The 12,845-nt window shown below is 38.4% G+C and carries 12 protein-coding genes; 6 read left to right on the top strand and 6 right to left on the bottom strand.

What is annotated here, in order from left to right:
• The first annotated feature begins 139 nt into the window (after positions 1–139).
• The 3 genes from LQ201_RS21515 to LQ201_RS21505 all read left to right on the top strand — a co-directional run bounded on the left by LQ201_RS21515 (position 140) and on the right by LQ201_RS21505 (position 1,515).
• Positions 140–646 carry a low affinity iron permease family protein gene (locus tag LQ201_RS21515; protein WP_215131748.1) on the top strand — a complete coding sequence of 169 codons (507 nt, stop codon included), beginning with the start codon at positions 140–142 and terminating at the stop codon, positions 644–646.
• Entirely contained in the window at positions 621–1,043 is a 423-nt protein-coding gene (locus LQ201_RS21510) for a GNAT family N-acetyltransferase (protein WP_116252822.1), read from the top strand. The genes LQ201_RS21515 and LQ201_RS21510 overlap by 26 nt, the downstream gene beginning before the upstream one ends.
• A 178-nt stretch (positions 1,044–1,221) precedes the next feature.
• Positions 1,222–1,515, top strand: a complete 294-nt coding sequence (locus LQ201_RS21505) for a GIY-YIG nuclease family protein (RefSeq protein ID WP_230145136.1) — start codon at positions 1,222–1,224, stop codon at positions 1,513–1,515.
• Between the two features lie 161 nt (positions 1,516–1,676).
• Here LQ201_RS21505 and LQ201_RS21500 read toward each other — a convergent pair whose 3' ends face one another.
• The 6 genes from LQ201_RS21500 to LQ201_RS21475 all read right to left on the bottom strand — a co-directional run bounded on the left by LQ201_RS21500 (position 1,677) and on the right by LQ201_RS21475 (position 9,678).
• Positions 1,677–2,537, bottom strand: coding sequence for a hydroxymethylglutaryl-CoA lyase (locus LQ201_RS21500; RefSeq protein ID WP_230145137.1), 861 nt, complete (start codon positions 2,535–2,537; stop codon positions 1,677–1,679).
• A gap of 112 nt (positions 2,538–2,649) precedes the next feature.
• The gene (locus LQ201_RS21495; protein WP_230145138.1) at positions 2,650–3,984 is read right to left on the bottom strand and encodes an NAD(P)/FAD-dependent oxidoreductase; all 1,335 of its coding nucleotides are present in this window, start codon (positions 3,982–3,984) and stop codon (positions 2,650–2,652) included.
• A gap of 359 nt (positions 3,985–4,343) precedes the next feature.
• Positions 4,344–7,325 (bottom strand): protein translocase subunit SecDF, encoded by a 2,982-nt coding sequence (secDF, locus tag LQ201_RS21490; RefSeq protein ID WP_230145139.1) that lies wholly within the window; start codon positions 7,323–7,325, stop codon positions 4,344–4,346.
• 475 nt (positions 7,326–7,800) lie between these two features.
• Positions 7,801–8,310 (bottom strand): dihydrofolate reductase, encoded by a 510-nt coding sequence (locus tag LQ201_RS21485; protein WP_230145140.1) that lies wholly within the window; start codon positions 8,308–8,310, stop codon positions 7,801–7,803.
• Positions 8,311–8,384: 74 nt separating this feature from the next.
• Positions 8,385–8,756 carry a four helix bundle protein gene (locus tag LQ201_RS21480; protein ID WP_230145141.1) on the bottom strand — a complete coding sequence of 124 codons (372 nt, stop codon included), beginning with the start codon at positions 8,754–8,756 and terminating at the stop codon, positions 8,385–8,387.
• A 127-nt stretch (positions 8,757–8,883) separates the two neighbouring features.
• On the bottom strand, positions 8,884–9,678 hold the full coding sequence (locus LQ201_RS21475) for a thymidylate synthase (protein ID WP_190326103.1): 795 nt from the start codon (positions 9,676–9,678) through the stop codon (positions 8,884–8,886).
• A 476-nt stretch (positions 9,679–10,154) separates the two neighbouring features.
• On the opposite strand from LQ201_RS21475, the gene ispE reads away from it, so the two are divergent.
• The 3 genes from ispE (at position 10,155) to LQ201_RS21460 (ending at position 12,763) form a co-directional block, all read left to right on the top strand.
• Positions 10,155–10,958, top strand: a complete 804-nt coding sequence (ispE, locus tag LQ201_RS21470) for a 4-(cytidine 5'-diphospho)-2-C-methyl-D-erythritol kinase (RefSeq protein ID WP_230145142.1) — start codon at positions 10,155–10,157, stop codon at positions 10,956–10,958.
• A 79-nt stretch (positions 10,959–11,037) separates the two neighbouring features.
• Positions 11,038–11,463 carry an OsmC family protein gene (locus tag LQ201_RS21465; protein ID WP_230145143.1) on the top strand — a complete coding sequence of 142 codons (426 nt, stop codon included), beginning with the start codon at positions 11,038–11,040 and terminating at the stop codon, positions 11,461–11,463.
• Positions 11,464–11,596: 133 nt separating this feature from the next.
• Positions 11,597–12,763, top strand: coding sequence for a PLP-dependent aspartate aminotransferase family protein (locus LQ201_RS21460; protein ID WP_230145144.1), 1,167 nt, complete (start codon positions 11,597–11,599; stop codon positions 12,761–12,763).
• Positions 12,764–12,845: the final 82 nt, after the last annotated feature.

Here is a 12,845-nt window from a genome sequence, read left to right as displayed (position 1 = left end):
TTTTGATTATTTTTTAAGATTGAAAGTCTATTCAATCATTCAAAAAATCAATCATTCAATAATTACAAAAGCGCCATGGGTTTAAAAACTTATGGCGCTTTTGTTTGTTTTATGGTTATATTTAAGCAAACAAATTGTAATGGCAAAATCTAAAAATGATACCAAGAGAAATAATTTTTTCGAGAAATTTGCCAACGCGGCAACCAAATTTACGGGTAGCTCTGCTGCATTTATATCGGCAACGGCAATCGTAGTGATTTGGGCGGTTACAGGCCCACTTTTCGATTATTCTGAAACCTGGCAGTTGGTGATTAACACAGGTACAACGATTATTACCTTTTTGATGGTTTTTTTGATTCAGAAAGCACAGAATAAAGATGGCAAGGCCATTCAGTTAAAATTAAATGAATTAATTGCTGCGCAGCAGGGTGCAAGCAACCGGATGGTTGATATAGAAGATTTGAGCGAAAAAGAACTGGATCAGTTACATAAATTTTACGTTACGATTGCCACACTTGCCAAAAAAGAGGCCGATATTCATTGTTCGCATTCAATTGATGTTGCTGAGGCATTAAATGAATCGAAATTAAAATCGAATAAACACTTTAAACACCACGATAATGAGTCTGCACGTTCAAAAAGTTAATCATCCCGAAGATTTAGATAAAGTATTTGCGATCCGTAAGATTGTATTTGTAGACGAACAGAATTGCCCGCCAGAATTGGAGTGGGAGCATGAAGATGAATCTGTACATTTTCTGGCAACAAATAATGGCCAGCCTTGCGGTGCCTGCAGGTGGCGTAAAACAGATAATGGATATAAGCTGGAACGTTTCGCAGTTTTAAAAGATTTTAGAGGGCAGGGTGTAGGTCGTGCGCTAATTGCCGAGGCTTTATCTGATCTGCCAGAAGATGCGCATTATATTTACCTAAACTCGCAGTTAGATGCCATGAGTTTATATGCTAAATTTGGTTTTGTAGCAGAGGGAGAGCAATTTGAGGAGGCTGGGATACAGCATTTTAAAATGGTGAAGAAGGTTTAGGAATAGTTAGCCAGGAGGCACAGAAAGCATAGCGCATTCAACGAAAAATCGTCATTGCGAGGCACGAAGCAATCTTAAAGCGATCGCTGGATTGATTATTTACCCCCCCCCATAGTAGTAGGATTGCTTCGTACCTCGCAATGACGACCTAACAATTACCAATACCAACTAAAATATAATGGAAAAAGGAGGATGCGTTTACATCATGGCGAATTCTTTTAATACTGTTTTTTATACTGGAGTAACTTCAGACTTACAGGGTAGGGTTTGGCAACATAAAAACAACGAATTTCCAAAAAGCTTTACTTCAAGGTATAAATGCTATAAACTGGTTTACTACTCATTCTTTCCAAATATCGAAGAAGCCATTGATGAAGAAAAGAGAATTAAAGGAGGAAACCGCCAACAGAAAATAGATTTGATTGAATCTATGAATCCAAATTGGAAAGACTTATATGACGAGTTGGGTTGATCAATACCTTGCTTCGAAGTACTGTGCAGGTCCGTCATTGCGAGGTACGAAGCAACCTTAAAGCGATCGCTAGGCATGAGCTAAATTTGTTTATTCCCACCTATAGTAGTAGGATTGCTTCGTGCCTCGCAATGACGACTCTAGGCGGTGACCAAGCTAATCTACCCAAATATCTTTCCTGATAAAGCCATTGCCTCATTCCATTTATTCATATTAAGGTTGATATTTTCTCCCTTGGCATTCAAAAATGCAATTACATCTTCGGTAGCAATGTTGCCTGTGAGGTCATCAGCAGCCATTGGGCAGCCTCCAAAACCTTTTAAGGCAGAATCTATACGTTTTACACCCGAACGATAAGCAGCTTCTATTTTTTCAAACCGTTCGGCAGGGGTTGAATGCAGATGGATGCCGATTTCGGTATTTTTAAACTTCGAAATCAGTTTTGGCAATATGCTTTCTATCTTCTCTGGCGTAGAAACACCAACCGTATCAGCTAATGATAAAATCGCTACACCTTTACCCACCAGTACATCAGCCCATTTTTCTACAATTTCATAATTCCATTCGTCGCCATAAGGATTCCCAAAACCCATCGACAAGTACACAACCGCTTTCTTATTGTTTTTAGCACAAAGTGAAAGCATTTCTTCCACCGTGTTTAATGATTGCAATATGCTTGAATTGGTATTACGCTGTTGGAACGTTTCTGAGATCGAAAAAGGGAAACCAAGGTAATCGACTACTTCATGCTTTACAGCGTTCTCTACGCCTTTTAAATTGGCTACAATAGCCAAGAGCTTAGTTGCCGTGTTGCTCAAACCCAATTGTGCTAAAACTTCGGCTGTATCGGCCATTTGTGGAATGGCTTTAGGCGAAACAAAACTTCCAAAATCAAGTGTATCAAAACCTACCTGAAGTAAAAGATTCAAATATTCTGCCTTAAGTTCAGTTGGAACAAAATCGTGTAGTCCTTGCATGGCATCGCGTGGACATTCTACTAATTTGAAGTCGTTTTGGCTCATATTTTTGGTTTACCCGCAAAATGCGCAAAGTTTTTCGCAAAGAAAAGAAGAAAAAGGAAACAATTTTTATCATCAAAAGTTACCTTAAAGACTAAAGACTAAAGACTAAAGACTAAGATACTTTAACTTGTTCCTTTACTGATGGTACCTCGTCTCTATAATCAACGCTTCGGTCTTTTGCAAAGGTTCTGATAATCAAACGGGTTCCTCTGTCATAACTGAAATAACTCCAAACCCAATTTACGAAAACAATAATCTTGTTTCTGAAGCCTACCAAAGTCATTAAGTGCACAAACATCCAGGTAAACCATGCAAAAACGCCTTGAAAACGGATTTTTCCAATATCTACAACGGCTTTGTTTCTACCCACTGTAGCCATTGAGCCTTTATCGAAGTATTTAAATTTCTCTAAAGGTTTATTTTCTTTGATGTTCACCAGGTTTTTGGCCAGTTGGTGTCCTTGCTGTATGGCGGCTGGAGCAACTCCGGGGTGACCATTCGGTGTTTCTTCATCAATAATAGCGGCCACATCACCAATGGCATATACATTTTGATAACCCACCACTAAATTCTGCGTATCAGTTTTCAATCGGCCGCCACGAACAATTTCTGCGTTGTCTAAACCACCTAAAACTTCGCCCTTAACACCAGCACTCCAAATTACGGTAGAACTTAAAATTGGTGCTTTATCCTGTAAGGTAAGGGTATGTCCGTCGTAACTCATTACCCTGGTTTCGTTCATGATCTGAACGCCCATATCGGTAAGGAAATCTTTGGCTTTTTTCTGTGCCTGTGGCGACATCACACCTAATAATTCAGGCGAATTTTCGATCAGATAAATGTTTACCCTGCTCAGATCCATCTCTGGATAATCGTTCGGAATCACATGTTTTTTAAGCTCTGCTATGGCTCCAGAGGTTTCAACACCTGTTGGGCCTCCGCCAACCACTACAAAGTTTAATAGGGCACTCTTTTTATCTAAATCTTTTTCGATCAGCGATTTTTCGAAATTCTGTAAAATCAAACTTCTCAAATCCAATGCTTCCGGGATGGATTTCATCGGCATTGAATTAGCCTCGATTTCCTTATTGCCAAAAAAGTTACTGGTAGAACCTGTGGCGATAACCAAATAATCGTAATTGATTTTACCAATGTCGGTTTGTAGACAATTTTCAGCCGCATTAACTTCGGTAACCTTGGTTACGCGAAAAATCAGGTTTTTTTGTCCTTTAAAAATCTTTCTTAATGGGAAAGCGATCGAATCGGCTTCTAAACCTCCTGTAGCCACCTGATAAAGTAAGGGTTGAAAAGTATGGTAGTTATGTTTATCGAGCATAACCACCTGAAAGGGTTTGTTTTTTAAACGTTTAGCTAACTCAATTCCTCCAAATCCACCGCCAACTATAACTACTCTAGGGTATTCGCTTTTAGGAAGTTGTAAATCCATTTTCGTATCGTTTATCTATTGCTAATGTAACAAAAAGATAGCCAAAAGGTTTGATAAATGAGGTTTTGGCAGTTATTCTTGTTTAATAATAAAGATATAACGCTGGCATGACGAAGCGGGGTTTTGTAAGTTTCTTAGCACTGTTTTAAATTAATTAAACCTGATGGTAGTGAACATGGAGCGCAGCGAAATAAAACGAACAGCAGGACTATCGGAACCGAAACGCTACAGATACTGCTTTCCAAAACAAAAAATATAGGAAACCACTTTGTGTTCTTTGTGTCTTCGTGGTAAAAAAGCTGCATAAAAAAAGCGCCCCGATAAATCGGAACGCTTATATATTTTAAGATCTTAATCTCTTATTTTTTCTCGGCTGAGCTACCCAAATCGATTACGATAGGAGTAGAGATACATAATGATGAATATGTACCAATGATACGGCCGATTAACAAGGCGAAGATGAATCCGCGGATGCTGTCGCCACCGAAAATAAAGATAACCAATAACACGAAGAATACGGTTAATGAGGTTAAGATGGTACGACTTAATGTACTGTTCAACGCGAAGTTGATTAAGTTGTTACGCTCTTCACCGTGTAAATCTTCTTTACCAGATTCTTTTAATTTCTCACGGATACGGTCGAATACAACAACTGTCTCCGTCATGGTGTAACCCATTACCGTTAAAATTGCTGCGATGAAATCCTGACCGATTTCTAATGAGAATGGCATAATACCATCTAAAATGGTGTAGAAAGATAATACCATTAACACATCATGGAACAATGCGATTACCGCACCTAAACCATACTGCCATTTTTTGAATCGTACTACGATATAGATAAACATGAATAAACATGAGATCAATACTGCGTAGAAAGCACCGTTTACGATATCACTTGCAATGATAGGCGTTACTTTTTGTGAGCTTACAATTTCGTATTTAGAACCTGATAAACCTTTGTTTAAAGCATCTTCTACAACTTTATCAGTTTTAATGTCCTGATCTTCGATGTGGAAAGTAGTAGTGATTTTTACCTGGCTATCTTCACCTGCAGTTTTAACCTCAGGCGTTTCGTTACCGAAAACCGGGTTTAATTTAGCTTTTAAATCTTCAGTATTAACTGCTTTATCGAAGTGAACTAAATAAGTTCTACCACCTTTAAAATCTACACCTAAATTTAAACCACCATTTTTGAAGTACATACCAATACCAGCAATAATAATGATGGTAGAGATTACGTAGTAAATTTTACGACGGCCAACGAAGTTGAAACTGATGTTTTTAAATGCGTTACGGGTAATGCTGTTATCGAAACTTACATCAATTTTGCGGTTTAATAACGATTCGAAAACTACTCTCGAAATGGCTACAGCTGCAAATAATGAAGAAAGGATACCGATACATAATGTAGTTGCGAAACCTTGAACCGGACCGCTACCAAAAACGTAAAGGATAGCACCTAAAATAAATAAGGTAACGTTTGAGTCGATAATTGAAGGCATTGCATGTTTAAAACCTTCTTTAATCGCAGTGGCCGTGTTTTTACCATGTGCAAGCTCTTCACGTACACGCTCAAAAATAAGGATGTTTGCATCTACCGATAAACCAATGGTTAATACGATACCAGCAATACCAGGTAATGTTAATACTGCACCAAGTGATACCAAGATACCAATGATGAAGAATAAGTTGATTAACAATGCAAAGTTAGCAACCCAACCTGCACGGTGATAATACAACGCCATGAAGATTAAGATTACGATAAAGGCAATTACGAATGAGATTAAACCATCGTGAATAGCCTGTGCACCTAAAGTTGGACCAACTACATAGCTACCTGCAATACGTGCAGGAGCAGGTAATTTACCAGCTTTTAGGATGTTGGATAAATCTTTAGTATCGGCTTGTGTAAAGTTACCGGTGATTGATGAAACACCACCAGCAATTTCGTTCTGTACGGTAGGCGCAGAATATACCTGGTTATCTAATACAATTGCAATAGATTTTTTGTTGTTTGGATCAGCAGCGGCTTCGGCAGTAATTTTTTTCCACTTAGCAGAACCTTCGCTGGTCATGTACATGGTTACTTCTGGTTTACCTTTTTGATCAAAATCTGCGCGTGAATCGCTGATTGCCTCACCACCTAAATCTGGTTTGCCATCAGCACTAACCACTTTAATAGCATATAGTTCGAAAATTTTCGAACCTTCTCTAGGTTTAACACTCCACATAAATTTCATCGTAGATGGAATAGATGCAGCAACTTCTGGAAGTTTTAAATATGAGTTAACCTTTGCAGTATCTTTTTGTAACGACATACCAACAACTGCACCTGGCATTAATTGTTGTTGTCCGTTTTCGCCTTGGTAAATAGGAAGGTTAAGAACAGCATACAATGGGTTAGATTTAAGCAATTCAGCTTTAACCGCAGTTGAATCCTTTTTACCTAAGCCAGCAAGCTTACCACCTTTAGCCGTAGTATCTTTAGCAGCAGCTTTTTCTAAACCGGCAAGTTTACCACCAGCAGCGGGAGCAGCAGTTGTATCTTTAGTTGCAGGCGCATCAGCTTTTAATGTTGCAGCTAAAATTTTATTAATGTTTTCTAACAATGGCGCAACTTCTTGCACCTGATATACTTGCCAGAACTGTAATTCTGCAGAACCTTGTAAAAGTTTAGCAATACGCTCTTTATCTTGTACACCTGGCATTTCGATTAAGATACGGTTGCTACCTTCTTGTTTTTGCATGTTCGGACTAACTACACCGAAACCATCAATACGTGAACGTAAAACTGTAAATGAACGATCGATCGCACTAGTAGCTTCTTTTTCCAAGAAAGATTCAACATCGCCATTGCTTGCGCTAGGTTTTAATTGAGATGCGTTATCCTGGTTAGAAAAATAATCTGCAAGTTTTACTCCAGGGCTTAATTTTTCGAATTCATCAACAAAAATTTTGATGTAATCTTTACCACCGGCATTTAACTGGATCTGTGCGTTCTGAACTGCTTTGTTAAAGTTAGCATCAGTAGGGTTGCCTGCTAATGATTTTACCAACTCTGCTAACGATATCTCCATCGTTACGTTCATTCCGCCTTTTAAGTCTAAACCCAAATTAATCTCTTTCGCTTTTACCTCTTGATAAGTAAATCCAACTACTGGATAAACTTTCACGGTACTCATCGAATCTAAGTAAGCCTTTTCTTTGGCCAAATCACCCTTCGCAGCGTTTTTTGCGTCTTTTTCCACCTTGGATGCTACCAAAGTAAAAGAAAGTGCGTACGCACAAACGATAGCCAATACTATCGCTATAAACTTAATAAAACCTTTTCCTTGCATTGTTTGTTTAAAATAATTTGTCTTTCGCTGTTTTTTAACAAGTCGGCAAATCTAATTAAATTTTTAAATTATAGAACCCCTTAATTGATAATTTATTAACATTAATTTTTATTGGGCAATAATCCTTCGAGATTCATCAGGCAGAATTCATTTCGGAGGACTAAATTTAGAATGAAATTGATTTTGAAAGCAATTGTAGCAGCTTTTGGACTTGATCTCATCCCACTAATGTATTAATCTTTTTTCTGCTGTCATGCTGAGGTACGAAGCATCTTCAAGTGGGTTTTAGACGCAAGACGCATAATAGATCTTTTTATTGAAAAGCAATAACTGTGGTTCTTCGGCTCCGATAGTCCCGTTGTCCGTTTTATCCCGATGAAGAATCGGGATGCCCACTCCCATCGGGTTTAGCTAGCAGGGGTAGAAGCGGAATAGCTTATCAGATAAACTTTGCGTTCTTGGCGGTTAATTTGAGTTAAATTTTTTCTAAAACCTCAAAAGTATAATCGTATTTGTTCTTCTCATCGGCTTTATGGGTTTCACTGCTGATTACTTTCCATTCATTCCGGTCAATTTCAGGGAAAAAAGTATCTGCATCAAAATTGTGATGAATGGTGGTTAAATAAAGCGTGGTGGTTTTGGGCAAGGCTTGTCTGTAAATCTCAGCACCACCAACAATAAATACCGGTTTTTCTTCTGTTTTGGTAATTGCTAAAGCTTCATCTAAACTATTTACCACTTCAACACCATCGATTTGTAAACTGGAATCCCTGGTGATCACAATATTCCTGCGGTTAGGCAGCGGTCTACCTACAGAATCGAAAGTTTTACGGCCCATTACAACTGTGTGCCCCGAAGTGGTTTGTTTAAAGAATTTTAAATCGGCTGGCATGTGCCATAAAAGCTGGTTGTTTTTGCCTATTGCAAAATTTTCGCCTACAGCTACGGCAATTGAAAGCGAAGGGCTTTCTAGTTCATTAGTCATTAGTCATTTGTTTATTAGTTTCTGCAAGTGCATTAAGCATAATTTCTAAGTATGATCCCAGCATCGTCAACAAGTTAAAACTTGTTTAAATTTTTCCCAATATATTTTATGTACGCATTCAGCTTTAAATGGATTGTTTGCAATTCGGTATAAAGTTCTGAATAACAATTTTCAGAGATCAAATTTCTGTTTTTTGATTTCTGAAGAAATGATTTTACTTCTAGAATCGAACCGCGGCTATAATAACAAAAGTTTTTGTTTTCTTTGAAATGATACCTCCCATATCCTTCAGCAATATTTGCACTAATGGAATCGGCTGCTCTGCATAATTGCTTCCCAATAGTATCTTTAGCGAAATATTCCCATTCCATAACAATATCCCAGATTTTATCTGAAATTACCTCTGACAAGTTATACACTTCTAAGTCCTCTAATTTATAATTCATGATTTCTCTTGATTAAGTAAATTAAAGGGATGATTTTTTTTTAAATAGGGCATTCAATTCTGCACCCAAACAAATGAACTAATGGCTAATGAACGAATGACTAATTAACCAATGACCAGTGAACCAATTATACCGCCACTATCCCTTTTATATGCGGGTGCGCTTCATAATTCTCCAGGGTAAAGTCCTCAAATTTGAAATCGAAGATGCTTTTTACATCAGGATTGATTTTCATGGTTGGCAATGCTTTAGGCTCGCGGCTTAATTGTAGGTTGGCCTGTTCGATATGGTTATTGTATAAATGTGCATCGCCAAGGGTATGGATAAAATCTCCGGCTTCCAAACCGCATACCTGTGCCACCATCATGGTTAATAAAGCGTAAGACGCAATATTAAAAGGAACGCCCAGGAAAATATCGGCACTGCGCTGATATAACTGGCAGCTTAATTTGCCATCGGCCACATAGAATTGAAAAAAGGCATGACAAGGAGGCAAAGCCATATTTTCGATTTCAGCAACGTTCCATGCAGAAACAATAATCCTGCGCGAATCGGGATTGTTCTTTATCGTATTGATGATATTGGTGATCTGATCGATGTGCTGCCCATCTGGTGTTGGCCAGCTTCTCCACTGTGAACCATAAACTGGGCCTAGATTGCCGTTTTCATCAGCCCATTCGTCCCAGATACGTACACCATTATCTTTTAAGTATTTAATATTGGTATCGCCGGTTAAAAACCAGATTAACTCATGTATAATAGATTTTAAGTGCAGTTTCTTTGTGGTCACCATCGGGAAACCTTCCTGAAGGTTAAAGCGCATCTGGTAACCAAAAACGCTTATTGTTCCGGTACCGGTACGGTCGTGCTTTTGAGCGCCATGATCAAGCACATGTTGCATTAAATCTAAATATTGTTTCATACTGTTCTGATAATTTACAAATATCTAAAATTTATCAGGTGTTGAGAATCATTTTTATACACACTGTTCACTTACTAACATTGTAATGATAATTGTTTTTTGGAAATGAATGTGCTGTGCCAATGGCAGCCACCTGTCCTGATTTTCGTTTCAAGTCCTCGCTGCGTGGGCTTTCCACTACAATCAGGTTTGTAGTTTACGGTTTCTTCATCAACCCCGATAGCAGTAGCAACTGACCCCTTAGCCCCAGTGCAGTGTTACCCTGATGCGAGGAGGTTATGACGAAGCGAAGCGTAAAAGCGTAACACGGGAACAAAGTATCCCATGATTACTGTTATTGCGCTCCAAAAAGACTAAGACATAAAATGCAAAGAAACCCAAGCCAGTAAAAACACTTTTGTATGTTTGCAATATGAGACGGCTGCTGGTTTCGGCACCATGGACTCATGACTTAAGACTCACGACTCACGACTATCATGCTATCTTTTCCCAACGCAAAAATAAATCTAGGCTTAAATATCACCGAAAAACGTGCTGATGGTTACCACAACCTCGAAACCGTTTTTTATCCGATCAATATTAAGGATTCAGTCGAAATTACCGATGCCGAGGTAACTTCGTGCAAAATCCATGGGATTGATATTCCTGGCGACCCGAACGATAACCTGTGTTTTAAAGCTTATCAATTGGTAAAGAAAGATTTTGATATTCCGGCGCAACAGATCAATTTATTGAAAAACATTCCAGTTGGTGCAGGTTTGGGTGGGGGATCGGCAGATTGTGCTTTCCTGATCAAATTATTAAACGATAAATTCATGTTGGGGATGTCGGTTGATAAGATGGAAAATTATGCCCGCCAACTAGGGGCAGACTGTGCTTTTTTTATCGAGAATAAACCTGTTTATGCATTTAATAGAGGTGATGAATTTGAAAAGTGTGATGTAGATTTGTCAGCCTGGTTTAAAGTTTTGGTAAAACCGCCTGTACATGTAAGTACGGCCGATGCTTATGCACATGTAAAACCGCAAAAACCTTTGCAATCGTTAAAAGAAATTATACATTTGCATCCAACAACATGGAAAAATAAGGTTATCAACGATTTCGAACCATCGGTATTCGTAAAGTATCCCCAAATTCGTCAAATAAAAACCAGTTTATACGATGCAGGCGCAACATTCGCTTTAATGAGTGGTAGTGGTTCGTCGGTTTTTGCACTTTTTAACCATCCGGTTAAGTTGCCAGAACTGGAAAAAAATAACTTAGTTTATTATAATATTTAAATAGAGCTTAAAGGTTAAAGCAGAAAGACTAAAGCAAATGCGTCTTGATTCTTGATACTAAATACTCGATACTAACAAAATGAACATAAATCTAATCCGCAAGAGCGGTAAATTTAATTTTGAAGCAGAAAACGAGAGCGGTTTTACTGTAGAGTTGGATGCAAAAGCTGCCATTGGTGGCGAAGGAAAAGGTTTCAGGCCGATGGAGATGTTACTAATTGGATTGGGTGGCTGTAGTGGCATTGATATGGTAAATGTATTAACCAAGCAGAAGGAGCCACTTGATGATATTAAAATCGCTATAAACGCGACCAGAAAAGAGGAAGAAATGCCGCCGATTTTTGATGTAATCGATATTCACTTCGATTTATTCGGCGATTTAAGCGTTCAAAAAGTTGAGCGTGCATTAGCCATGACTTTCGATAAATATTGCTCTGTATCGAATATTTTAGGCCGCTCTGCAACGATTAATTTTACTTATAAAATAAACAAAAGAGAAGTATAAAGTACCAAGTAGCAAGTATCGAGAAGCACATCTTAAAATTTATGATGACGACTTTATTCTCACACCACGTCTTGATACTTGATACTCAAATCCTGATACCCATCTCTTGATACTCAAATCTTGATACTTAAAAATGAAATCCGAAAATTTTGAAACCATAGCTATACGCACTCAAACCGAACGCAGTTTACACAAAGAGCATTCGTCGCCAATTTACCTTACTTCGAGTTATAAGTTTGAAGATGCGGAAGAAATGCGTGCTTTGTTTGCTAACGAAAAGGAAGGGAATGTATATAGCCGTTATTCAAATCCAAATACATCAGAGTTTATCGAAAAAATGTGCCTCTTAGAAGGTGCCGAAGATGGTTTTGCCACTGCAACTGGAATGGCTGCGATTTTTACCACATTTGGTGCATTTTTAAAAAATGGCGACCACTTGGTTTCGAGCAGATCGGTTTTTGGTTCTACACATCAATTATTAACCAATGTTTTTTCTAACTGGGGCGTAACTTTCGATTATGCCGATCTGGATAAACCACAGGATTGGGAAGCTTTGATTAAACCCAATACCAAAATGATTTTTGTAGAAACGCCATCTAATCCTGGCATCGATATTATCGATCTGGAATTTTTGGGCGATCTGGCTAAAAAACACAATGTATTATTAGTTGTTGATAATTGCTTTGCTACGCCATATCTGCAACAACCTATTAAATATGGTGCGCACATTTCGATCCACTCGGCTACCAAATATATTGATGGACAAGGAAGAGTATTAGGTGGCGTTATTTTAGGGACCAAAGATTTAATTGCAGATGTGATTGCTTTTGCCCGTCACAGTGGGCCGGCGTTATCGCCTTTTAACGCATGGATTTTATCTAAAAGTTTAGAAACTTTGGCCATCCGTATGGACCGCCATTGCGAAAACGCTTTAAAAGTTGCAAAATATTTAGAAAAACACCCGAAAATTAAACTGGTAAAGTATCCGTTTTTACCCTCGCACCCGCAGTACGATATTGCCAAAAAGCAAATGAAACAGGGTGGGGGCATTGTAACCATTGTGGTTGAAGGCGGTATCGATGCTGCACGTAAGTTTATGGACGGTCTGCAAATGTTTTCTATCTCAGCAAATCTGGCCGATACCCGTTCCATTGCAACGCACCCTGCTACCAGTACCCACAGCAAACTTACCGAAGAACAACGTAATGAAGTTGGTATTGAGCAAGGTTCAATCCGCCTATCAATTGGTTTGGAGCATATCAATGATATTTTAGCTGATATTGAACAAGCATTAGCTTAATGCATGATATCGTCATTTCGACCGTAGTGTTCCAAAGGAACTCCTTCGGAGGAGAGATCTTTGTACTATGATAAAAGATTTC

The sequence above is a fragment of the Pedobacter sp. Bi126 genome, from assembly GCF_918698245.1.
Lineage (GTDB): Bacteria > Bacteroidota > Bacteroidia > Sphingobacteriales > Sphingobacteriaceae > Pedobacter.
The sequence above is the reverse complement of the archived record's forward strand: the minus strand, read 5'-3'. Positions and strand labels throughout refer to the sequence as shown.

What these genes read in the sequence shown, in the direction of transcription:
- LQ201_RS21515 (WP_215131748.1), top strand. Translation starts at nt 140, where the DNA reads ATGGCAAAATCTAAAAATGATACCAAGAGAAATAATTTTTTCGAGAAA.
- LQ201_RS21510 (WP_116252822.1), top strand. Translation starts at nt 621, where the DNA reads ATGAGTCTGCACGTTCAAAAAGTTAATCATCCCGAAGATTTAGATAAA.
- LQ201_RS21505 (WP_230145136.1), top strand. Translation starts at nt 1,222, where the DNA reads ATGGAAAAAGGAGGATGCGTTTACATCATGGCGAATTCTTTTAATACT.
- LQ201_RS21500 (WP_230145137.1), bottom strand. Translation starts at nt 2,537, where the DNA reads ATGAGCCAAAACGACTTCAAATTAGTAGAATGTCCACGCGATGCCATG.
- LQ201_RS21495 (WP_230145138.1), bottom strand. Translation starts at nt 3,984, where the DNA reads ATGGATTTACAACTTCCTAAAAGCGAATACCCTAGAGTAGTTATAGTT.
- secDF (WP_230145139.1), bottom strand. Translation starts at nt 7,325, where the DNA reads ATGCAAGGAAAAGGTTTTATTAAGTTTATAGCGATAGTATTGGCTATC.
- LQ201_RS21485 (WP_230145140.1), bottom strand. Translation starts at nt 8,310, where the DNA reads ATGACTAATGAACTAGAAAGCCCTTCGCTTTCAATTGCCGTAGCTGTA.
- LQ201_RS21480 (WP_230145141.1), bottom strand. Translation starts at nt 8,756, where the DNA reads ATGAATTATAAATTAGAGGACTTAGAAGTGTATAACTTGTCAGAGGTA.
- LQ201_RS21475 (WP_190326103.1), bottom strand. Translation starts at nt 9,678, where the DNA reads ATGAAACAATATTTAGATTTAATGCAACATGTGCTTGATCATGGCGCT.
- ispE (WP_230145142.1), top strand. Translation starts at nt 10,155, where the DNA reads ATGCTATCTTTTCCCAACGCAAAAATAAATCTAGGCTTAAATATCACC.
- LQ201_RS21465 (WP_230145143.1), top strand. Translation starts at nt 11,038, where the DNA reads ATGAACATAAATCTAATCCGCAAGAGCGGTAAATTTAATTTTGAAGCA.
- LQ201_RS21460 (WP_230145144.1), top strand. Translation starts at nt 11,597, where the DNA reads ATGAAATCCGAAAATTTTGAAACCATAGCTATACGCACTCAAACCGAA.